General features: G+C 43.8%; 16 protein-coding genes. 10 read left to right on the top strand and 6 right to left on the bottom strand.

Annotated features, from left to right (window positions below; translation table 11 throughout):
• Window positions 1-221 precede the first annotated feature (221 nt).
• The 6 genes from NI389_RS18300 (at window position 222) to NI389_RS18275 (ending at window position 6,616) form a co-directional block, all read left to right on the top strand.
• Window positions 222-938 carry a DUF4386 family protein gene (locus tag NI389_RS18300; RefSeq protein WP_308362864.1) on the top strand — a complete coding sequence of 239 codons (717 nt, stop codon included), beginning with the start codon at window positions 222-224 and terminating at the stop codon, window positions 936-938.
• Window positions 939-940: 2 nt separating this feature from the next.
• On the top strand, window positions 941-1,609 hold the full coding sequence (locus NI389_RS18295) for a hypothetical protein (RefSeq protein ID WP_308362862.1): 669 nt from the start codon (window positions 941-943) through the stop codon (window positions 1,607-1,609).
• A 164-nt stretch (window positions 1,610-1,773) separates the two neighbouring features.
• Window positions 1,774-3,225 (top strand): DEAD/DEAH box helicase, encoded by a 1,452-nt coding sequence (locus NI389_RS18290; RefSeq protein ID WP_308362860.1) that lies wholly within the window; start codon window positions 1,774-1,776, stop codon window positions 3,223-3,225.
• 523 nt (window positions 3,226-3,748) lie between these two features.
• Complete coding sequence (locus tag NI389_RS18285) at window positions 3,749-4,186, top strand: phosphate ABC transporter substrate-binding protein (protein ID WP_308362858.1); 438 nt, start codon at window positions 3,749-3,751, stop codon at window positions 4,184-4,186.
• 9 nt (window positions 4,187-4,195) lie between these two features.
• Window positions 4,196-5,341 (top strand): porin, encoded by a 1,146-nt coding sequence (locus NI389_RS18280; protein WP_308362856.1) that lies wholly within the window; start codon window positions 4,196-4,198, stop codon window positions 5,339-5,341.
• Between the two features lie 288 nt (window positions 5,342-5,629).
• Entirely contained in the window at window positions 5,630-6,616 is a 987-nt protein-coding gene (locus NI389_RS18275; RefSeq protein ID WP_308362854.1) for a hypothetical protein, read from the top strand.
• Between the two features lie 75 nt (window positions 6,617-6,691).
• Here NI389_RS18275 and NI389_RS18270 read toward each other — a convergent pair whose 3' ends face one another.
• From NI389_RS18270 to NI389_RS18250, 5 genes are all read right to left on the bottom strand, one after another.
• A complete protein-coding gene (locus NI389_RS18270; RefSeq protein ID WP_308362852.1) occupies window positions 6,692-7,984 on the bottom strand; it encodes a sensor histidine kinase in 1,293 nt (430 codons plus the stop codon).
• Window positions 7,985-7,995: 11 nt separating this feature from the next.
• Window positions 7,996-9,369: a sigma-54-dependent transcriptional regulator gene (locus NI389_RS18265; protein ID WP_308362850.1), complete on the bottom strand. Its 1,374-nt coding sequence runs from the start codon at window positions 9,367-9,369 to the stop codon at window positions 7,996-7,998.
• Window positions 9,370-9,468: 99 nt separating this feature from the next.
• Complete coding sequence (locus tag NI389_RS18260; RefSeq protein ID WP_308362848.1) at window positions 9,469-11,883, bottom strand: ABC transporter permease; 2,415 nt, start codon at window positions 11,881-11,883, stop codon at window positions 9,469-9,471.
• 9 nt (window positions 11,884-11,892) lie between these two features.
• On the bottom strand, window positions 11,893-12,603 hold the full coding sequence (locus NI389_RS18255; protein WP_308362846.1) for an ABC transporter ATP-binding protein: 711 nt from the start codon (window positions 12,601-12,603) through the stop codon (window positions 11,893-11,895).
• A gap of 18 nt (window positions 12,604-12,621) precedes the next feature.
• Window positions 12,622-13,878, bottom strand: a complete 1,257-nt coding sequence (locus NI389_RS18250) for an efflux RND transporter periplasmic adaptor subunit (RefSeq protein WP_308362845.1) — start codon at window positions 13,876-13,878, stop codon at window positions 12,622-12,624.
• 347 nt (window positions 13,879-14,225) lie between these two features.
• Here NI389_RS18250 and NI389_RS18245 point away from each other — a divergent pair, with 347 nt between their 5' ends.
• The 3 genes from NI389_RS18245 to NI389_RS18235 all read left to right on the top strand — a co-directional run bounded on the left by NI389_RS18245 (window position 14,226) and on the right by NI389_RS18235 (window position 19,054).
• On the top strand, window positions 14,226-15,656 hold the full coding sequence (locus tag NI389_RS18245; protein WP_308362844.1) for a hypothetical protein: 1,431 nt from the start codon (window positions 14,226-14,228) through the stop codon (window positions 15,654-15,656).
• The gene (locus NI389_RS18240; protein ID WP_308362842.1) at window positions 15,656-17,815 is read left to right on the top strand and encodes a LodA/GoxA family CTQ-dependent oxidase; all 2,160 of its coding nucleotides are present in this window, start codon (window positions 15,656-15,658) and stop codon (window positions 17,813-17,815) included. Before NI389_RS18245 ends, NI389_RS18240 begins: the two co-directional genes overlap by 1 nt.
• Window positions 17,816-17,920: 105 nt before the next feature.
• Window positions 17,921-19,054, top strand: coding sequence for an NAD(P)/FAD-dependent oxidoreductase (locus tag NI389_RS18235; RefSeq protein WP_308362841.1), 1,134 nt, complete (start codon window positions 17,921-17,923; stop codon window positions 19,052-19,054).
• A 95-nt stretch (window positions 19,055-19,149) separates the two neighbouring features.
• Here NI389_RS18235 and NI389_RS18230 read toward each other — a convergent pair whose 3' ends face one another.
• Window positions 19,150-20,505, bottom strand: a complete 1,356-nt coding sequence (locus NI389_RS18230; protein WP_308362839.1) for a 5-methyltetrahydrofolate--homocysteine methyltransferase — start codon at window positions 20,503-20,505, stop codon at window positions 19,150-19,152.
• Between the two features lie 557 nt (window positions 20,506-21,062).
• On the opposite strand from NI389_RS18230, the gene NI389_RS18225 reads away from it, so the two are divergent.
• Window positions 21,063-22,265, top strand: a complete 1,203-nt coding sequence (locus NI389_RS18225) for an anhydro-N-acetylmuramic acid kinase (RefSeq protein ID WP_308362837.1) — start codon at window positions 21,063-21,065, stop codon at window positions 22,263-22,265.
• Window positions 22,266-22,267 lie beyond the last annotated feature (2 nt).

The raw sequence follows: 22,267 nt of genomic DNA, 5'->3' as shown, positions 1-22,267 counted from the left end.
TTTCTTTTCAGTTAAGCAACGGAATGTAACAGAGCGTAACATTCGATATTCTTTGGCCTCGACACTCATCTCATGCCTAGGGAACTGGTTACATAGGGAGTTTATTTACGGATGTTACACTCCGTTACATAGCGTTACGTCAATGCAACCAAGCCGCCGTCGCCTCTCTTTATTATGTAAAGCATCAACACGACCGTGATGAACATAAAAAGGTGTCGAGAATGAAAAAGGTAACATTAAGTACGATTTTAGGTGGGCTGCTATTAGTACAAATGGCAGGCGGGTTGTTTTTGAACTTCCGTTTTTTAGGTATTTTCAAATCGGATATTTTTACGGTAGATATGGCTAGTTTAACGACCGCGTTAGGATTTGCGACCTTCATGGCACTGCTGCTGAGTTTCATTAACGTGGTGGTGGGTATGATTGCGGTTAAGCGTTTTCAATCACAGCAACCAATGCTGAGTTTACTCGTGATCTTAATGGCGTCGTTGGGACTTGTCCTAACCGGAATAGAGTACGCGAATCTGGCAAATTACACCGCTTTTATCAGCGATGTTCAGGCAAAAGGTCTGAGTGAACTTAACGAGTCAATGGAATTTATCCGTAGGTTAATTGTGTCGGAGCGCAACGAATCGCACTACCTGTCACTCTTTCTCTCAAGCTTTAGCCTTTTACTGTTTTATACCTTGTTATATCGAGCTACGCGAATGCCAAAGCTATTACTGGCCTTTGCGATAACGTCTTGTGCACTCCAGTTAATTGCATTAAGTAGTACGTTCTTCCAAGGCCCAGTTATTGTTGCGATTCAATTACCTCTTTTTATCACGCAGTTGGTGATGCCAGTGTACTTTATTGTCTTTGGCTTTCGTGCAAGCACACAGCCCATTGAAGGCAGCATCAAAACCAATTCTTTGGTCGATAACCAAGAGGGCATTTAACGATGTTGATGTTTTTACTCATTTTTCACATAGCTATGGGCACAATGGGGATTGTTTCAGGGTTTAGTGTTATTGCCGTAAAAAAAGGTGGCGCTTTACACAAGCGGATTGGACGCGTGTTCTTTATCACGATGTTCTTTATGGGATTAAGTGGTTGCGTGATCGCGTGGTTTAAACATATTCCACTATCTATGCTTAACGGCGGGTTAGTTTGCTATTTTGTTTTAAGTGCATTATTGGTTATGAGGCCCAAAACGTCGTCAGCCTTAATAAGTAAGGGTTTGTTTGTGTTCGGCTTAATACTCGTTACGGGGTATTCATCCTACTTCTACTTTGCGCTTAGTGTTAGTCCTGCGTTAATCGGTGGTTTTGGACCGAGTGCATTTGCTATGTTTGGTCTAATTACTCTGTATGCCCTTTGTGAGGATTTACATTTTTTGTTTTCGAATCATGTTTCTAAACGATTCGTGCTAATTCGACATTTATGGCGAATGCTTTTCCCTCTTTTTATGGCAAGTGCTGCTGTGTTTTTAGGGCAAACTAAACACTTCCCTGCAATTATCGCAGCAAATGGGGTGCTCATTGTCCCGGTCCTGTTCGTTCTGTGTAGTTTATTCTTTTGGGTCGGTAAAACTTGGTTTCAACAACGTACTTCACCCGCGACGGATTAAATGTCTTGAAAGAGCCTACTGCAGTAGGCTTTCCGCGATGTTTTAGAATATCTCTGCACCCGCTTTGCCGTGAACTATGCTTTAGGTAACTTTCCATGATTCTTTTTGCTTCTTTGACGTTTTTTCCTGTATCCTGTCGCGCTGCAAAAGTTGAGTAACCATAAATGCATTTTTCTGACTTAGGCTTATCGCCACAAATAAACCAAGCACTCTCTGATAAAGGGTATGTGCAACCGACACCAATTCAGGCTCAGGCAATCCCTGCTATTTTAAACGGCCGTGACGTTATGGCTGCGGCGCAAACGGGCACAGGCAAAACAGCGGGCTTTACATTGCCGATGTTGCAATTATTAAGTCAGGGAAATAAAGCTCGTTCCAATCAGGTTCGAGCGTTAGTGCTTACACCAACACGTGAACTTGCTGACCAAGTTTGGCAAAGTGTTATGACGTATTCACAGCATTTGCCTCTATCGTGTCAGGTTGTATACGGTGGGGTGAAAATAAATCCTCAAATGATGAATCTTCGTCGTGGTGCCGACATTTTAGTCGCAACACCGGGCCGACTGCTCGATCTATATCAGCAAAATGCGGTTAAATTTGATCATTTAGAAATTTTGGTACTCGATGAGGCAGACCGCATGCTTGACATGGGGTTTATCCACGACATTAAGCGCATCATTAAGTTGCTACCGCATCGCCGACAAAATCTTTTGTTTTCTGCTACGTTCTCGAAGGAGATCCGTGAACTTGCCAAAGGGTTAATCCACGACCCAATTGAAGTGTCCGTTGCGCCAGCTAATACGACAGCGAAAAGTGTTGATCAGTTAGTGTATGAAGTGGATAAGAGTAAACGAGCGGCATTGTTAAAGCACTTGATCAAGACGTACGATTGGAAACAAGTCCTCGTATTTACCCGCACCAAACACGGTGCAAATAACTTAGTACGAGATTTAGAAAAAGCGAAAATTTCGGCTTTAGCCATACACGGTAATAAAAGCCAAAATGCACGAATGAAGGCGTTGTCAGGCTTCAAAAGTCAAGAAATTAGAGTGCTCGTCGCAACTGATATCGTAGCTCGAGGTCTTGATATTCAAGAGTTACCGCATGTTGTAAACTACGATTTACCGAACGTTTATGAAGACTATGTGCATCGCATTGGGCGCACTGGCCGAGCGGGAGCTTTTGGGCAAGCGGTCTCGTTTGTAACCAAAGACGATGCGGCCGATCTATTTGGAATTGAACGTTTAATTCAAGAAGTCATCGCTCGTAAAGTTGAAGTGGGTTTTGAGCCACAAGAAGCGATACCTGCGTCAAAACTAGATACTCGCCCAATCAAAGCAAAAAAAGCGAAGAAACCAAAGAAGCCAAACGTAGTCAATGGCGAGCAAAATCAACCCGCGCAGTCTGTGGCCCAACAAAAGCCCAAAGCGGACGGTCAAAAGCCGGCACCAAGACCTGCTAGACGTAAACCTCAGTCGAATAATCGTAAACCGCAAGGGCAGGGTGAAGGCAATCCGACGAAAAAACAGGAAAACTCAAACAGCCCTTGGGCTAAGAGTCCGCGTTCAAACACGCGTAAACCCGCGCGCGGTAACTATAGAAATGCAAAAGGCTAAACTTTGGTTATTGCCTAGTAGATTCGAATAGTTGAAAGACCCGATATAGTCTATCGGGTTTTCTATTTTCGGCTCACGTAATGTTCACCGCAACAAAGGCAATAAGTCATTCGTGTTAGGTTTATTCGAAGATTAGATTGCTAAAACTACAATAATTCATATTCCCACTCTTTTCCCCAATCATCACAAAATCAATATGGTGCTCAATTCGCTCGGAAAACCTTGTGCAAAGAAATTGTTGAGTTTTGGTCGGGATTTTAGTGGAAAAAGTGCTGTAAGGGACTAAGTTTAACAAGTGAGTTACGTATAAAACTTAGAATAAGGTGAAAAATTGCGATGAAAGCGAGTTTTTGAGATTCGCTTTTCTGTGTTTTACTATTTTAGGGACGTAATACGGCGATATTTAGGCAGTAACTGAATGTCGTTGGATCAGGGCTGATCACCTTAAACAGACTGCTCGCAATTGAACAACCAAGCACTAAGTTTCACTCGAACTCCGATAACTTTCAGTCGAGGAGTCCTTATGCAAAGTTCTATAAAAAATCGATTACTTTGCAGTATTGGCGCTATTGGTATGCTTTTAACAATATCGCCAGCAGTGTCTGCAGAAGTTGCTGTAATAGTCCATCCAAGTAATAACGTTGCACTTGATAAAGCGGAAATTGAACGAATTTTTTTAGGAAAATCAAAAGCGTTCAGCTCAGGTGAAACCGCCATACCAACCAATCTTGCTGCCGGTGCAGCAACGCGTTCAGAATTCGAAGACAAAGTATTAGGTCGAACAAGTGCTCAAGTTAATGCTTACTGGGCAAAACTGGTGTTTACGGGCAAAGGTACGAAACCGAAAGAGCTGGATTCGGATGGTCAGGTTGCTGAGTTTGTCGCGGGTAACGTAGGGGCGATTGCGTACGTTGCTGCATCGTCAGTTACGGGTAATGTTAAAGTGGTCGCCACTTTTTAAGGAAAGGGTATGTTAAAAGCTAAATATTTAGGTTGCGCGGTTTCAATGGCAGCGGCCCTATTTACTTCGGTCAGCTATGCAGACATTAAGTTTTCAGGGTATGGCAGTCTTGTGGCAGGTAAAACACTTGGGACAGTGGATGACCCTTTAAATCCAGGTCAAACACGGGATGAAACCTTTACGGCCGATTTTTATGATGTAGGGCAATATACGAATGACCTTACATTCAATGCTGAATCAATGATAGCGCTCCAAGCGACAACAAGTTTAGGAGAAAAGCTCGATTTTACAGCGCAACTCGTTGCGAAAGGAACGGATGATTTTAGTCCCGAGTTTGACTGGTATTACCTAACGTATAAACCTTCAGAACAGTGGACGATTTTGGCAGGACGTCGCAATATTCCAATGTATTACTTTTCAGAGTTTTCTGAAGTCGGGTTTGCGTATCCGTGGATGCGTCCGCCCTCAAACTTATATTGGTGGCAAGTCACCCAATTTAATGGGGTTTCAGCGATTTATGATTTCACTATGGGCGATTACGCCAGTAACGTGATGGTCTTTTACGGCAATGAGTATTCGTACGACAACAAAGAGATGAAATATTACGACCGCTTGTATGGTGGTAATGCCCGTTCCGTCGATGAATTTTGGAAAGACATTCTTGGCTTTAACTGGAATGTGTCGGGTGACAACTTTGACGTACGGCTTGTGTATTTCACGAATGATCGTGATAGAACGACGGTCAACGACGATGGCACTTCGACGGATTCGCCTCATTTTACCCAAGAGTTTCTCGGATTTGGTGGCTCTGTTAACTTTGATCCAATTACCGTTTTATTTGATTGGAACTTAGTGAAATATGATGACGTATATGGAACTGAATTCCCAACGTATTTAGTGTCTTTGGTCTACAACGTGGATAAATTCCAACCGTATATTTCGTATTCTAAAGCAGACCATAAACGTACCAAAGTACCGACAGAAGACTTGGAAGAGCATTACTTACTTAGCTATGGTGTTCGATATAATTTCTATCCAAGTGCTGCGTTGAAAGTCCAATATGACAACTTTGTTGATCAAGGTGATAAACCCACAGGTTGGGCATATCATGGTGATTCGCGCGCCATATCAATCGGTGTCGATTTTATTTTCTAATCCGCTACCAGAAGTGCACGGTTTGATAGCAAACGGTGCACTTCGTATCACGCATTTCGATGGGTATAAGTTCTGAGAGTTTGCCTAAATTTGCAAATCACGGTTAACAGTCATAGTTAATTCACTTGTGAAATAGCAACTTGTTCTGCCATCACTAAAATGATAACGTTTTGTAATTCAACACTTTATTCAATCCGGATTCGTCGGCTATAGCTCTTGAATTTGAATATAATCTCACAGTTTCAGTCGATATTATCCGAAGTTTATTCTGCATTTTAGGGAAAATAGGTGCATCTACTTAAGCAAATAGCTAATCAAATTAATGAGAAAGCCAAACACTATGAAGTTGGTAAACTACAAATTATTCGTAAAGAAATCTGTGGGTTAACTAAGTTGCCTTCGTCAAAACTGTTTGATCAACGAACGGTATTTGAACATTGGGGTTGGCATTATGGTGGTCGTAGGGAATTGCAGTTTAATATTGGGATAGAAGGGGATTACCTCCGATTTGGTGTCGCTTTCTCACTCGAATGCAGTCAATCACTTCCAAGTATTGATGTGCTCATTCCTCAGATAGCCCGATTTAATGAGTATATTAATGAGTTTAGTGAGAAATATGCTGACTTAAGGATGTGGCATTACCATCTTGAAAGAGGAAGTGATGGTATGCCTTCGGCTATCCCAAATGAACTTGTTCGAAAGGGAGTGTTTATTTTTCTCGGTGGAAAGCAAAAATTAGTTAGCATTGACTATTCTATTGTGCTCGAAACGTTGGATAGACTTTTACCGCTGTATCTTTTTACCCAAAATGTTAACGCTGCTAGATTAAACACCGTTAACTCAAAAGGTTTTCAATTTAAGGCTGGCTGTTCAGATAAAAGGTCGAATACGGTTGCATCGGTAGTTGAAAAGCAACTTGATATATCTCTTAGACATAACGACCTGCAACTGAAACTCTACAATGAATTACGGCAAATCTACGGTGATGATAATGTTGGCACCGAAATCAAAGTCAACAATGGCAGTATAGATCTGGTTGTGAAACAAGGTGAAGATTACTGGTTTTACGAAATTAAAACATGCTCTTCGGCAAAAGCCTGTATTAGGCAAGCATTAGGCCAAATATTAGAATATTCCTATTGGCCAAATCACGAACAAGCGAAGAAATTGGTAATTGTTGGCGAACCAGTCGCAACCATTGATGAAATGAACTATATCGAATTTTTGCGTATGGAGTTCAATATCCCTGTCGAGTACCTTTCTATCAAGGAATAAATAGAGACGTTACTTGATGCCAATTAATGGTTGGTTCGCTCAGATTTTTCTTTTTCTTACGCGTTCTGCGGCCATTTAATTGGGAAGGCTAACCGTTACCTTACACCCAGTTGGTTGCGTGTTTTCAAGGGTTAGTCGGCCTCCATGGGCCTGCACTATTTGCTTGCTAAGCACGAGACCTAATCCCGTTCCACCTTGTTTGGTTGTAAACAGTGGAACGAATAAATTCGCTTGATTTTGAATGCCAGGACCTTGGTCTTGGATAGTGATGTGATGATAGCCGGCCTCGGTGTACACGTTGATTTGTATCGGCTTGTTTGGGGCTGCTTCGTGAGCGTTCTTTAATAAATTAATGAAACATTGTTCGAGTTGGCTCGGGTCGGCTTGTAATGATGTATCGGTTAAACGATTCTGTATATCAATTTGATATGGAAGCAGCGCAGCGAGTGCATTGAGCAATTGCGCAAGTTTAATCGTTTCCACCTTTGGTTCGGGTAACTGCGTAACGGAACGATAGGCATTGATAAACCCATGTAGTCGATTTGCTCGCTCTCCAATAAGCGTCAGTCCATCGTTTAAATCTTCTTTGAGCTCCGAGTCGAGTTCTGCATTGGATGAAATTTTCTTTAGTGTTGCGCTTATAGAGACTATCGGTGACAACGAGTTGTTGACTTCATGACTTAAAACGCGCACAAGATTTTTCCACGCAGATTGTTCTTCTCGACTCAATAAAACTTCCACGTCAGACAAAATAAACAGGGTTTGTTGTTCACCTTTATCGCGGAATTGATCTTTAAATAAGTGCCAGCGACCGCCTTGTGCAGAATTTAAACTCACCAACGCGTTTGATTGGCTGTTGAGCAAATGCGCAAGACCCAGTTCGTGCAGGTTGTAGGATGTTAATCTGTTTTCGCTTAGTGAAAATAATTTGGTCGCGGCTGGATTGGCCAGCGTAATTCGACCTGAACCATCACAGGCCAAAATCGCCACATCAATTTCTTTCAATAATTTTGCGAGTAGAAGTTGGCTTTCTTTGAACTCAAATCGCTGAGATGACAACGTATCGGCAAGATGATTAATTTCGCGGAGTAACTGCGAATGGGCGGAATCAGTGGCTAGACTTTTGGCGCGCAGGGTAAAGTCGCCTTGATTGAGTGCTTCGATAATATTGCCCAGTTGCACGAATTGATCTTGCAGTTTCTTATGCAGTATTTGATAAGCCACACACGCAGTGAAAAAGACAAGGCTGATTATCAGCAAAGTTAAATAGAGGTTTAGTTTCGCGACATACAGCACGCTACAAAGCATGATAAAACAGGGTATAAACAACCAAGCTATCAGGCGCGTAATTTGCTTTTCAAATGGCATATAACCCCTATCTATATTTCAAACTTTTCGAGACGTCGATAAAACGCACTGCGACTAAGGCCGAGCGATTTTGCGGCGGTCACGGCATTGCCTTTGTGCGCATTCAAACGGGCAGTAATAATTTCTTTTTCAATGTCGTCCATCGTTCGCTCATCAAAGTCACTACGCGTACTTTGAACGGGTGTGGACGCCGAAGAAGACAACATAAGGTGCTCTGCACCGATTTCGGTCGTGGCTAACAAGGCGGCACGTTCCATGGTATGCGATAGCTCACGTATGTTACCTGGCCAATCATAGTGTTCCAGTGCCTTAATTGCCGATTCTGACAGGCAAGGAATAGGTTTTCGCTGACGAATTGCAGCTGCTCTTAGTTGTTGTTCTGCAAGTGGGACAATATCGTCTCTTCGTGTTCGCAGAGGCGGTAGCGTCACGACAAAGGTATTGAGTCGGTAATATAAATCTTGCCGAAAGGTTCTATCGCTTACCATCATCTCGAGGTCTGCGTTGGTTGCACTTACAATCCGCACGTTGGCAACCTGAGTTTTACTCGAACCCACCTTTTCAAATTGTTTGGATTCCAGCACTCGGAGTAATTTACCTTGCTGGTTCAGAGGAATATTACCAATTTCGTCCATGAACAATGTGCCGCCGTTGGCCAGTTCAAAACGACCCACACGTTGTTCTTTTGCGTCAGTGTATGCGCCTTTGGTGTGACCAAACATCTCGCTTTCAAACAAGGATTCCGTTATTGCCCCCATGTTAATGGAAACAAAACGAGCGTGTTGACGAGGACTGAGATGGTGAATGTATTCAGCGAGTAAGCTTTTACCCGTTCCATTTTCACCGGTGATGAGAATATTGAGGTCCGAATTCGCCAGCGGCGCAAGTTGTTGAAGTAGGGTCTTCATGGCTGGTGAATGTGCGATCAGTTCTACTTTACCTTGCGGTTCCAGTGATTGTTTTAATACGTGATTCTCTGCCTCTAATAATGAGTTTTCTTTGTTTTTCGCGCGAAGTGCAAGCTGCGTGTTTAAAATGGACAGAAGACGTTCGTTTTCCCAAGGTTTTTGAATGAAATCACCGGCGCCAGCTTGCATGACCGACACCGCGATGTCGATGCTTGCCCAACCTGTCATCGTGACAATAGCCAATTCTGAATCAATTTCCTTGAGTGCTTTAATGAGGGCAATGCCTTCATCACCTGACGTCGTATCTCGGTGATAGTTGAGGTCGATTAAAGCTAAATCGATTTCTTTACTCTTAACAAAAAACTCAGCTTCAGCAGGAGAAGAAGCGGTTACAACGGTAAACCCTTCGCTTTTTAGGAGTAAACGTAGTGCGCTGACGATACTCGGATCGTCATCACAAACAAGAACGTGCTTCATAGTATTCCCTATATATTCTGACTCTAGTTTACTGTTTTCAAACAAAAGTGAAAAGTGAGCATTTACCCCGAAGGGTAAATGCTCACGAAGTGGCAAGACTTATTCGTCGCGAAGCGCTACAGCGGGTTCAAAGGCGAGAGAATGTCTTACAGGGAAATAAACTGCACACGCGACGACAAGTAAGATAAGCGTTGGTACAGCAATGAAAATAGCCGTAGACCCAGAGGCAATGCCAGCTTGTGCCATGAGTGCAACTAAACCAAACCCAGCAGGTAAGCCAACAAGTAAACCTACCGATAATTGTTTCATACCTTTGATGGTAAAATGTCTTAGTACATCAAAATCGGACGCGCCGAGCGCTCTGCGTACGCCCACTTCTTGGCGCTTTTGTGCGATAGAGTTTGCCATTACGCCGTAAATACCACTGAACGCTAAAACCATTGAAGCGATAGCAAAGCTCAAGAAAATGCGGCTAACAAAATTCATGCCTCCGATACGTTCAGCAATCGCTACTTCAACCGCTTTGACCGAATACGCTGGCGTGTCTTTGTCCAATTGTAAGGCTGCGCGGTTTAGTGTGCTGCGGAGTAAATCAGGGTCGCCGTTCGAGGTAATTGCCAACAGCATGTTACGGCGTGGGCTTTGTCGATATGGCACAAATACTGAGCTACGTATTTTATTACCTTCAACGGGCTGACCGAATATCACGTTTTCTGACACGCCGATAATGGTGATCCAAGGCGCATTGTCTTCATCTACCCACACAAAACGCTTACCGATAGGTGATTCGTTAGGGTAATATTTGTCCACAAAGTTTTGTGAAACAACGGCAACCATAGGGGATGTTTCATTGTCTTGTGGTGTAAACCAGCGACCTTCAACCAACGTGAGATCTAGTGTTTCATTGAAGTCAGTGTCAACCAAGTTTAAGTTCGCCGATGGATAATTCGGTTCTTTACCGTAGTCAAACTGCTCTAAAGCAAAGTTAGTCAAATAACCCCACGTGTGCGGTAAAGAAGAAGCATACGCGACGCCAGTTACCGTTGGGTCTTGTTTCAGTAAATCTTTCAGATTCTCATAGTATTGAATGCGACTTTCATTCGTAGCATAACGATTTTGGTCTAACCCTACACGTGCAGTCAGGTAACCCTTTGACGCCACGCCATAATCCGCTTTTTCAAGTTCGCCAACAGCATTGACCATAGACACAGAGACTAAAATCAATGCGCATGAAAGGGCAACTTCCGAGATAACGATGATCTTACTTAAACGACCTGTACCTTTACTTTGTGCGCCGCGTGTCCCGTCTCGAAGGACTGCATTGATGTCGGTTTTACTTGCTCGCCAAGCCGGTAAAAAGCCAGTAACAAAAATAGTGGCAATACAAATTGCGATTGCGGCGAACAATGTGTCTGACGTCATGTTTTCATGCCAGTAGTAAGGTGCTTCGATTGGCATACCAGTCGAGAAATATTGCACGCTTAGGTTCACTGTGAATCCAGCAATCAAGATAGAAAAAAGTCCTGAAACACAGCAGATGATCACGCTCTCCCACATCATTTGTTTGATGAGCGTCGCACGAGGCGCACCTAACGCACTGCGAATTGCGATTTCTTTATTCTGCTCAATCGCTCGAGACAACAGCAAATTACCTACATTGATACAAGCGAGTAACAAAATGAGCGCAACGGAAATCATCATCGTTGCTAAAATGCTATCACCACCGTTACCCACCATTTCATCTTGATAGGTCCAAATGTAGCCTTGAATGTTTGAGTTAAGTTCAGGGTATTGCTCTTTTAACTCAGAAAAGAATTGCTGAATGAAGGTCATCGCTTGTGCGTCACTTACATTGTCGCGCAGCATACCATGCACAGCAACGTAAGGTGAATTTTCACGTTTGACGCCATGCGTCGTGTCAGTAAATGGCAAATAGAGTTTAGCGGAGCCTGGAAAGCGGTAACCTTGGCTTGTTACACCTATGACGGTATAGTTTTCGCCATCAATACGCAGTTTTTCCCCAATAATTTGCTCATTACCAGCATACAATTCTTGCCATAGCACGTAACTTAGAACCGCAACTTTATCGTGGCCTTTTTCCAAGTCCATTGGCTCAAACAGGCGACCAAGACTTGCATGACCATCCGACATTGAGAAAAAAGCTGGGGTTACGTAATGCGTTTCATAGCGCATGACTTTATCGCTGGTGCTTAAGTTCACCCCTGCAATTTTATATGCATCGATCTGCGAGAATATTTGTTGTTTCTCACGCAGTTCTTCAAACTCATGCAAGCGAAGCGTTGGACCGTCATAAATTACCCCGTCGACAACAGTGGTGACTTTTCGAACTTTATCTCCATGTTCAAATGGGAGAGGCGCAAGCAACGTTGATTGCAAAAAGCCGACCATAAAGATGCAAAGGCTTAAGCCTGTCGTCATAACAAATATTGTTAATACACTGAATTTAGGCGTTTTTAGCAAACGTCTCATGGCATAGCGGATATCATCAAACATACAGACCTCCTACGCCACGTCAGTGGTTTGAGTACGAGCACCAGAATCCGCAATGATGCGACCATCGAATACTTCAATTACCCGTTCTGCGCGCTGTGCACCTCGCGGGTCGTGCGTTACCATACAAATGGTTGCACCTTCTTCGTGAAGTGTATCGAGCAAATCCATCACCAGTTTGGCATTTTTTGAATCCAAGTTACCTGTCGGTTCATCTGCAAGAATGAGCGATGGCGCACCAACTATCGCACGAGCAACGGCAACACGTTGTTGTTGACCACCGGATAGTTGCGAAGGATAGTGCGTAGAGCGATGACTCATATCGACCTTTTTGAGGGCTGCTTCAGCCAACGCTCGACGTGTTTTCTTGTCGATGTCTTTGCGGTAGGTTAATGGTAATTCGATGTTCTCAACTACCGTTAACTCACTAATTAAGTTAAAGGATTGGAAAATAAATCCAATTTCTTTGTTGCGTACAAGCGCTCTTGATTTATTGTCTAAGTCACCAACGATGTGACCGGCTAACTTGTGCAACCCTGAAGTGGCCGTGTCGAGTAATCCGAGAATGGATAGTAACGTCGATTTGCCACAACCCGAAGGGCCAGAAATTGACACGTATTCACCTTTATTGATCACTAAGTGAATGTCGGTAAGAGCGTGTGTTTCAACGTCATCGCTGACGAAGACTTTTTTAATGTTGTTTAGTTCTATCAAATGATTCATGACGTAGTCCCTCTAAAATTAGTTTAACGTGATTGATTCGTGACGCGCTAGCTGTGTTTGTTCTGAAATAATGACCGTGTCGCCTTTTGTTAGCCCCGCCACGATTTCAATTTCTGTACTGGATGCTAATCCAAAGGTCACTGTGGTTTTCTCGGCGATTGAACCTGTTGGATTTAATTTAAAAATTGGCATGGTGCGGTTTTCTTGTGATGCGGAAGGGCGCTTAATGTAAAGGGCGTTCGCTTTAGCATTGATCACAATTTCACCGTCAACGGATAAGTCTGGTCTCGCCTCGGGTGGCAGTGCCTGATTGAATGTCACATCCACTTGAACGGTGCCTTGCGTTACCGCAGGGTCAATACGGGAAACTATCCCCTCGATTTCGCTAAATCGCGTGTCGATGATCACTTTCTGCCCTACGACAACGTTTGACGCTTTAAGCTCGGGTACTTTTAGTTCAGCAATAAGATCTCCCGCCTTGGCGAATTTCGCCACATTGCTACCAAGTGAAACGCGTTGCCCAAGTTCCAAAGGCATGGCTTGCAATACACCGTCTAGAGGGGCTTTCACTTGCAACGAAGCTAGTTCAAATTCAGCGCGTTCAATGGTTTTATCCAGCTTAGATAGGCGTGCTTGGTGTGCTGCAAGTTGAGCAGCTAGATTTTTACGCAATTGTTCAGTTCGTTGATTGTCGATATCGAGCGTTTCTTTTAGCTGAGCAACGGTTAATTTTGAGCTTTCAAAATCGAGTTTTGAAACAGTAGCATTACCTTGATTAATCAAGATTTCTTCCGCGTTCAAGCGCATCCGTGCTTGCTCATATTGCATGTTGGTTTTGGCAACCGCCGCTTTCATGTCGAGTAATCGTGTTTGCTGATCGGTACTTAATGCATTGAGCTCAGCGCTCAGCGCTTGGCGCTCCCAATTGAGTTCTTCTACCTTTTGTTGAAGCTCTGGGTTTGTCAGTTCAACAATCAAATCACCTTGCGAAACAACGGCTCCTGGCTTTTTCAAAATACGTTCGACTTTCCCTTCTACGTTGCTGGCTACCCAGCGAATGTCTTCCGGTACCAACACTCCGGGTGCCGCGACTTTGATGGTGAATTCACCTTGTTGGACGCGAGCGGTAAGTACACTGTTTTTGCTGACCGACGCTTGAGTGATTTGTGACTTCAAAGTCCAAACTCCTGCAACTAACGTCACAAGCAGGCTTCCAACTATCACGATACGTTTGGTGGGAAATTTTTTTGTCGTTGTTGTGTTTAAATAATCCATTGCTTACGTCCACTGATTCTACATGTTGGAATGATTAAATCAGGAAATGTGCCAATGTATTAAGATGTTATAAAACAAAGGTTTGTTATGTTTTGTTTGTAGTTTTTATGCAAGGCGATCCCAAAAATGGGATGAGTGAAATCCCATTTTTGGGACTGGCATTGGCCATTTAGAGATGTCCTCTTACGCCAAAAATAGGTCGGCAACCTAACATTACTGTAATTGCGTGTAATACTTCATTTGTGTATTTGTTGTTAACTTTGTGTATCAAAAGGAGTTCAGCGAGACGATGGGCCCATCTCAAGCGAACACTTTGCTGCAACCGTCTAGTAAGCCTAGGAGGCGACATGAAACAGACAAGTAAGCGAGTACTCAACCGCATTACATATGTGATGTTGTTGGTTGGGGGAATGTATTCAGGCGTGAGCATGGCCGCGACTGATAAAACGGATTCAACAGAACAATGTGTTTTTGAATCCAGTTGGTTAAAGGATGGCCGAGTGGTTCGTCCAAATGACGAGACTTTCCCAAATGATCCTGCTCATCAAAACGATCCGTCAAACTGCGATTTTCATCAATGGTCATGGCAAATGTTTTTGTGGCTTATGGATGGAGACAATGGCAAGCCGCGTTTCTTAGACTTTGCGACACCACAATCATTGCTTGGACTAGAGCAGCGAGGCTTGATGCCAAGAACCAGCAAAAAGCAGCACGGTTCGTCTCTTGACGAGTACTTGCAAGCAGGTACGGACGGAATTTTGGTAGACCAAAACAATCGTGCGGTTTACTACTCGCAATATGTAAATCAAACCTTCGCCGATTTTATTCAGGGTAAGCTTGGTGGGAGCGACCTAACAAAGCCAGCCAATGTGTTGGCGTTGGACCCAACCACTGAGTTTCCGATTCAAAATGGTAAAGGGGCATTAGAGCTTAAAGCATCATGGAAAGTGGTGGCTCCGGGTGAAAAAACGGATGGTCTATTTACAATGAAAAAGGACATCGCCAAGTTTGTAAATACGCCGAGTGGTATCAAAGTAGACCCGACAAAAGTTGAAACACAAACGCTAGCTTTGGTGGGTTTTCATATTGGTGGCATTGTCGCCAATCACCCTGAAATGATTTGGGCCACGTTTGAATTTAATAACAATGCGCCGGATGTCCCTGATGGCATGGCACTTGATCAAGTGGTTTCAGATAAAGACTACTTGTTTTACAAAAAAGGCACTCAGCTTGGAAACTGTAACAAAAACGCGAGTGTGAGTGGACTTGCTGTACAGGACAACACGCAAAAGTTCACGCCAATTACTCAAGTGTGCCGCCGTTACGCTTATGGCAATCAAGCAGGCCAAAAGCAATCTAACACCGACAACATTAAGTCGCTAAATGACAGTGTTTGGGAAAACTTACCCAAGCAACTCAGTTACTTGAAAAACTATTTTGAAGTTGGCGCAATTTGGATAAATAACGGTGCAGTAACCAATAACCCATTAGAGTCACCTTTAGCGCCAGGACTTAATTTTGCCACGGATGAGTATTTGACCGGCTCTTTGCGCCTCTCAAACAGCACGATTGAAACATACACGCAGTCGGCTACGGCCATGAACAACTGTTTCCGTTGTCACAACACGGAACAAGCGTTTGCACCAAAGTCAGGTTTAAAACCTTTGCCGGCAACGAATCTTAATATTAGCCATGCATTTCAAAATATATTCTTCTGGTCGCAAGAAAAAGACAAAGCGGCTGCTATGGCTTATGTAAAATCACAAGGAGAGAAATAATGAGTTATTTCAGAGTCCACCCAAGCATCAACTTCGCGCGTGTTGGTAACAGTGAAGAATACTATTTAGCACCTGAAACGGCTGCTGGCGAACTGATTGATAAAACAACTGGTTTATTCGGTGGCTTACCGATTAAAGCCGGCTCAGAGAATACCCCGATTGATGAGAACGATTTTCGCGATAAAAGTGGCAACGTAAAACGTCAAGCCGCTCGTTTTCGTCTATTTGCCTATGATGTTGAACAAACGACTTATCCGTCAAATGACGTAGGACGTGAAGTCAAAATCGGCGATTCTATTGGTGGTAAAGTCATTAAAGACATTGTTTGGCAAGTACATGTTGCGAACAAGAAGAACAATAACTACAAAATTACGTCCGACAATGGCACATCAGGTGGGGCTGAAGAGGGGATTGTAGCGTATGAAGGGGGTAAAACGCCGCCTATACGCAACCCAGAATTTGGCGCTGAGTTGCAAGATGAAAACCGTTTAAAAACCCTGGTGGTGGATCCAGGACCTAGAGCTCTTTCCGTTAAGACGCAAGCAACAACTATTTTGCACTTTGACCAAGCGACCCCGGCGAGCTTTGTGAACAGTGACAATCTAATTCAGCAAGAAAGTAGTGCGTGGAAATACCCAAAAAGCTTTCCTGATCAACATTTTAATGATGCAAACTATAAAATGTATAACCCGCTTGGCGAAATTTCCTCCCTTGGCGAGATGTGCATAGAGTCGAACACGGGCAGACTTATCGTCGCGGGTGGTTTTGGTAAAGCGAGCGGTATTATGCGAAATGGCCAGTACCCTGAATTGAACGATGCAATAGATAACGACTATTGGTTTGATGATACCTCTGATGGACCGGTGACGGCGACTGTTTACTTTGAAGATGGGTCTGTTGAACAGGCGGTACACGGTTGGGTTGTGTGCACTGACCCGAGTTACGCACCGCAAACGCGCAATGTCGTTTCGACGTGGGACGATGTCTATGACACGTGGGTACAACATTTAAATCTTGAACCGACTATGTTCAGCAATGGATTTAATCAAGATTATGAAGCATCGTTTGATGGTGATGTAATGCCCGTGTTTCACGCTGCATTTTTGCAACAGTGGAACGCCGCGATACCAGAAAAAGGCATTCAAGGACATAAACGGATGAAGGAAATCCAACCTTCAGATACGCCGAGTGAGAAGATCCCTTCATTCACCAGCTTGTTGCGTAAACCTTCACCTCCAGGGACTTCAAATGCACCTGATAATGAAGATGGAACCCGTCTTAAAATGCCCTTGGCACTTGGCGATGCGATGAAGAGTTTTTTGGCCGTAACCGAAACGCAGTATTTTCTATTAATGCAGTGGTATGGTGATAAATTCCACGCTGAAGCTCGCCCTATGGGGGATGGAGAGCGACTTGATAAAGTGGTGCTTGAAAACTGTTTAGGCGGGCGTTATTCCCCGGGTATTGATTTAACCTTTATCGTGCGCGATACCAATCTTTATGTGACGAAGTGGCAAGGTGAGATTGGGCCATTTCGGATCAACATGGAATCCTTGAATTACGCAAACGCAAACAGTTCAAAGCCATTCCTAGGCGTAGGTTACGTGCCGCTTAGAGCAGATGCCGTCGAACCCGGTGATTTGAGTAAATTTATGGCACAGCCTTGGCACACTGATTACAACAGTTGTGCAACGCACGTGCCTGATCCGAATCCTACTATGCCGAACCCAAACAATCAGCAAGGAGAGGCTCCTTTAGCGCCAATTCAGGACAACACGTTGTATTGGTCATGGCCAGCACAGCGTCCAGTGTCAGTGTATCCAAAGAGCTTGTTTACCTATGACGCAGCGTCTGGTCAAGGCAAAGGTATCTCGCTTTACAGTGTTCGAGGTGACGAAGGGCACGGCACGCAGACTTTCTATCCCCAGCAGCAAGGGCGCTATCAATGCTACTTCGATTTCGTCGAAAATTGGCACAAAGTAGGCTTTGTGATCCAAGGTTTGCAAATTGAAGGTGATAAACCAGGTTCTAATTTCGGGCCTGACTACTTCCTTGAAGTGGCAAGTCTTTTTGATAGTCGAGGGGACGGTGTAGAAGTATGGCCACAGCCGTCTGAGCCAGGTTACAAAGCCCCTACGGATTGTGGACCTAAAAGTTAATTAGCTATCAGAAGAGAATACCCGCTACACTGGCCGTGATTCATGCTTAGTAGATGAACCTCGGTCAGTGACGTCGTGGGTAATGAGTACGTCAAGGAGCAGTCGATGACGAGATCACACCTGAGTATCGGTATTGTGGGGGGCGGTCCTGCGGGATGTGCGACGGCACTTGCGTTGCAAAAGCAATTTGCATCAAGCAGCGAAAAGGCCGAAATTACTCTCATAACAGCGCCAGACAGTGGCACACCTAAAATTGGTGAAACAGTACCGCCTGCCGCAAGTTCTTACTTACGAGAGTTAGATCTTGAGTCCCTCTTATCGGAAGAATTTCATTTACGTTGTCCGGGTAGTCTATCGCAGTGGGGTGACGAATCGGTTGGGTATAATGACTTTTTTATTACGCCGATTGGACAAGGCTTCCATTTAGACAGAACACTGTTTGATAAAAACTTACTGTCGGCCTGTTTCAAGCGTGGTGTGACGGTTGTGGAAAACACCAAAGTCACTGCAATTAAACAAAGTGATAGGACTATTTCACTTAACTGCGAACCGGAGCTTGATAAGCATGAATTTGATTTTATTGTCGATGCTTCTGGTCAACATCGAGTTGTGACACGCAGTCTGTCGGTTGCTAACAATCTGTTTGACCGTGTAGTGTCCGTGTGTGCATTCGTTGAATTAGAAAGTAACTCATCAGCTCCAGCCCACACGATTGTATCGAGTGATGAATACGGCTGGTGGTATGCAGCTAGGCTTCCGAACAATCGGGCCATATTGAGTTTTAATACTGATGCGGACGAGCTAAAGCAGCGAAGGCTTAATTCCAATGAAAAGTGGTATCACGCATTTTGTAATAATCAATGGTTTTATACCCAATGCTGTGAACAATTCAACCAAGCGATTCCTTCGCCTAGGGTTCTTTTTGTGCGAACGGCCCCTTCTTCGATTCTATCAGCGGTTATTGGTGACAATTGGCTAGCAGTCGGGGATGCGGCATCAAGTTACGATTCGATTTCATCGGCGGGTATAACTAAGTCCTTAAAGCAGGGAATTCGAGCCGCAAAAGCCATTTTGAATTGGGTAGATAACCCAAATAAAGCCTCCTTGAGCGCATATCAAGCGCTAGTCTTTCAGGATTTTAATGAGTTCATTAAACTGCACCAACTGCATTACGATAGCGGTGCTCACCGATTTCCAAATTCGGCGTTTTGGCAACGTCGCCTGTTAAATGAGATTTAGCGTGTGCTTACGCTTGTGATAAAAGGCATCTGATCGAGATGCCTTTGGGTAGAGCTACAACTTGAAAATGCCTCTAAGTGTAAGGAAACTAGAGCTTAGTGTTGGTCGCCTTCAGGGATCCCAAGCCAAGTCATGCTACTTGGTGTAAACGTAAGTGTTATAGTGTCTTCAATTTCACCTGTGGCGATATTGACTGCGAGAATGGTGGACGTGGCTGAGTCGGTAACGTAAGCCGTGTTTTCTCGTTTAGAGACGACCAATCCAAAGCGTTGGCCTTCAGGAAGCGTTGAAATATCCGCTACGCTAACATCGATTCGTTGTTTAAACGTCCAGTGAACATGACCGTCGTGTTGATGGGCGTCAACGACAGTAAGGTTACCTTGATTATCTAAAATCAAAAATTGTGTGCCATCGACATTAAAGGCATACGATATGGGCTGTGCATTTGCCACTGGTTGCCAATCTAACAGTGCCATTTCATTTTCATCTGGCGTAATAGTCAGGATCTTTACTTCACCGGTTGCGCGATTACTGGCAGTCCCTATGAAGGTGTTACTTTTGTGGTGCCCAAATAAGGTGCCAATACGTAAGTCGGCTATTGCTTCGATGTTTGTAATTTTATCACTTTCAAATTGTCCATTATGAGAATGCGTGATGACGACACCATCTCGACACGCAAACGCAACGGCTTCATGGTTTTGAGCTGCACCATGTAAGTCAGGGCAGGTTATGTCTAATACAGAGTCAAAGTGGAAGTGGTCTTCATGCAGTTCATAAACACCAATTTGATCTGGGAGAACTTTTGCATTGGACGTGCTCTCGTCGTCGCCGCGGCGTACCGTCGCAAACAAGGTATTTTGGTGAAGTTTTGCAACGCCATGCATGTTGATTTCAAAGTCTAATGTGGCTTTAATACGGCGATTAGTGATAGATGTATCATCAATAATTTGAATGGATGCGTTTGCGCCCGTGGCGGCATTTCCATCATTAAATACAATTGTATTTTCATCTGAATACGTTATGTGAGTTGGTGCAGAGCCGTGTAATTCAAAGTTGCTAAAGGTTGGTGCCTGCTCATAACTGTGCTGGTGGTCGTCATGAGTTTCTTGCCAAAGGCCACCGTCAATAAACGAAACGACATCGTTTTGTCTGTCACTGAGTAGTGCATACCGCCCGCCAGCAGAGGTTTGCAACGCAACGCTTGAAGTGCTTAGCGAAAAGCTTTCCAAAATCTTGCGTTGATTTAAATCGAAAACGTGAGCTTCGCTTTTATCCTGATTGAGAAGGACTAAACGGCCTTTTGGTTCAACAGTGTGATCATGCCCATTGTTGGTAGTTGGGCTTTCAATATTATGTTTTATTACGCCTTTTGAACCTCCATCAAAACAGCCGGTAATTAGCACACCGCTTAAGGCGACAGTGGTAAGTTTTAAGTTGGAAAACAAAGTCATGTTTACTAAATCCTTCGATGTTATTGAGCGCTTAGCCACAATTGTTGAGTCAACTATCGTTACTCAAATACCATGGCTTACATAATGTTATATTATATCATTATGTAAATGTTATAATATAACAATTCACATTGAAAGAGTGAATGTTTCTAAAATGCGACAAATCGCCTGATAATGACGACCAAGAAGAATCGAAAGAGTCGCAAATTGGATTGGTGTCGACCAAACGATTTGAACAAAGTGTTTTGTCCTGAAACTTGCAGTGGTTAAAATCAGAGGAGACGGAAGGCTTTGGGCAATTGATAAGCTCAAGCAACTCAATGGGAACAAGTCGAAGCGTGAGCTATGAATACGATAAAAACGGAAATCGTACTTAGCTGACTTATCCTGACGGTATGAATCGACACCAATAATCTAGACACTTCTCAGCCGATCTTTGTATTGCTTTTCATACTCTTCCAGCGAAAGCAGATCATTAGAGCTTTCGTTACTTAACCATGTTGTCGGAATGTGATACTTTGTCGAGGCATTGCCATTGCCTCTCAAAGGAAATCCCCATGTCTGAGCAATCTCCTACGCTGTTTCAAATTCTTGCTAATCTAAGCATCGCTTCATCACGTAAAATCATCGGGCTTATGAGTGGCACATCGCTCGACGGATTGGATATTGCGTTATGCGAAGTACGTGGTCGAGGTGTGAACACCGAATGTACTGTCGTAGCCTTTGAAACAGTGGAATACCCGATAGATGTAAAGCAAAAGATAAGGGAAGTTTTTGCGCAAAAATCGGTAGATCTAGAATATTTAACACTCTTAAACGCTTGGCTTGGTGAATACCACGGTAACTTGGTTTTAACGTGTCTTAAAAAATGGCAAATAGAGGCACGTAGTGTTGATTTAATCGCGAGCCACGGCCAGACTATTTTCCATTGCCCAAAACACCAACACACTTACGATGATTTTAAACATGGGACACTGCAAATTGGCGATGCAGATCACATTGCAGTAACGACAAAAATTCCAACGTTTTCTGATTTTCGACAAAAGCATGTCGCGGCTGGCGGGGAAGGTGCTCCTCTGGCTATCTACGGTGATTACTGTTTGTTTGGTGACAAGAAACGTACTCGCGTTCTTTTAAATTTAGGCGGAATCGCCAACATTACCTTACTGCCTGCGGGTGCTGAATTATCAGAGGTAATTTGTTCAGACATAGGCCCGGCTAATACGATTGTCGATGCGTATGTTCGGTTGCATTATAATCAGCCATTTGACAGCGATAGTGCGATTGCTGAACAGGGCGAGGTAAACGCCCTTTTATTGGCCGCACTACTTATTCATCCGTTTTTAGCGAAACCATTACCTAAATCAACGGGTCCGGAAGTGTTTAACCTGAACTGGCTTGAGCAGGCCATGTTGGAGTCATCAACCGTATCTCTTGCTAAAGAAGACGTCGTCGCGACACTGACCGAATTCAGCGCTTGTGCTGTTGCAAACCACATTAATATGGTAACCCAACCGTACGAAGATGCAGAGGTTTTTGCAAGTGGAGGCGGTGTTCAGAATCCTGTCTTAGCACGGGCTATTCGGTTAAAACTAAACCCGAATGTTAAATGGAATACGACAGCTTCTTTGGGAATCGATCCTAATGCGAAAGAAGCGGTGTTGTTTGCGGTGTTAGCTAACGAAGCGTTGACTCAAACGGCACAGAGTTCGGTCACACTTGCCAATCTCTCTATGGGAAAACTAAGCCTACCTTATTAGGG

Origin of the sequence: Pseudoalteromonas xiamenensis, assembly GCF_030994125.1 — a bacterium.
Taxonomy (GTDB): domain Bacteria; phylum Pseudomonadota; class Gammaproteobacteria; order Enterobacterales; family Alteromonadaceae; genus Pseudoalteromonas; species Pseudoalteromonas xiamenensis_B.
Note: the sequence above shows the minus strand (reverse complement) of the source record. Positions and strands in the feature narration are given on the sequence as shown.

Excerpts from the sequence above, each read along its gene's own strand:
- NI389_RS18300 (WP_308362864.1), top strand. The coding sequence starts at position 222 with ATGAAAAAGGTAACATTAAGTACGATTTTAGGTGGGCTGCTATTAGTA.
- NI389_RS18295 (WP_308362862.1), top strand. The coding sequence starts at position 941 with ATGTTGATGTTTTTACTCATTTTTCACATAGCTATGGGCACAATGGGG.
- NI389_RS18290 (WP_308362860.1), top strand. The coding sequence starts at position 1,774 with ATGCATTTTTCTGACTTAGGCTTATCGCCACAAATAAACCAAGCACTC.
- NI389_RS18285 (WP_308362858.1), top strand. The coding sequence starts at position 3,749 with ATGCAAAGTTCTATAAAAAATCGATTACTTTGCAGTATTGGCGCTATT.
- NI389_RS18280 (WP_308362856.1), top strand. The coding sequence starts at position 4,196 with ATGTTAAAAGCTAAATATTTAGGTTGCGCGGTTTCAATGGCAGCGGCC.
- NI389_RS18270 (WP_308362852.1), bottom strand. The coding sequence starts at position 7,984 with ATGCCATTTGAAAAGCAAATTACGCGCCTGATAGCTTGGTTGTTTATA.
- NI389_RS18265 (WP_308362850.1), bottom strand. The coding sequence starts at position 9,369 with ATGAAGCACGTTCTTGTTTGTGATGACGATCCGAGTATCGTCAGCGCA.
- NI389_RS18260 (WP_308362848.1), bottom strand. The coding sequence starts at position 11,883 with ATGTTTGATGATATCCGCTATGCCATGAGACGTTTGCTAAAAACGCCT.
- NI389_RS18255 (WP_308362846.1), bottom strand. The coding sequence starts at position 12,603 with ATGAATCATTTGATAGAACTAAACAACATTAAAAAAGTCTTCGTCAGC.
- NI389_RS18250 (WP_308362845.1), bottom strand. The coding sequence starts at position 13,878 with ATGGATTATTTAAACACAACAACGACAAAAAAATTTCCCACCAAACGT.
- NI389_RS18245 (WP_308362844.1), top strand. The coding sequence starts at position 14,226 with ATGAAACAGACAAGTAAGCGAGTACTCAACCGCATTACATATGTGATG.
- NI389_RS18240 (WP_308362842.1), top strand. The coding sequence starts at position 15,656 with ATGAGTTATTTCAGAGTCCACCCAAGCATCAACTTCGCGCGTGTTGGT.
- NI389_RS18235 (WP_308362841.1), top strand. The coding sequence starts at position 17,921 with ATGACGAGATCACACCTGAGTATCGGTATTGTGGGGGGCGGTCCTGCG.
- NI389_RS18230 (WP_308362839.1), bottom strand. The coding sequence starts at position 20,505 with ATGACTTTGTTTTCCAACTTAAAACTTACCACTGTCGCCTTAAGCGGT.
- NI389_RS18225 (WP_308362837.1), top strand. The coding sequence starts at position 21,063 with ATGTCTGAGCAATCTCCTACGCTGTTTCAAATTCTTGCTAATCTAAGC.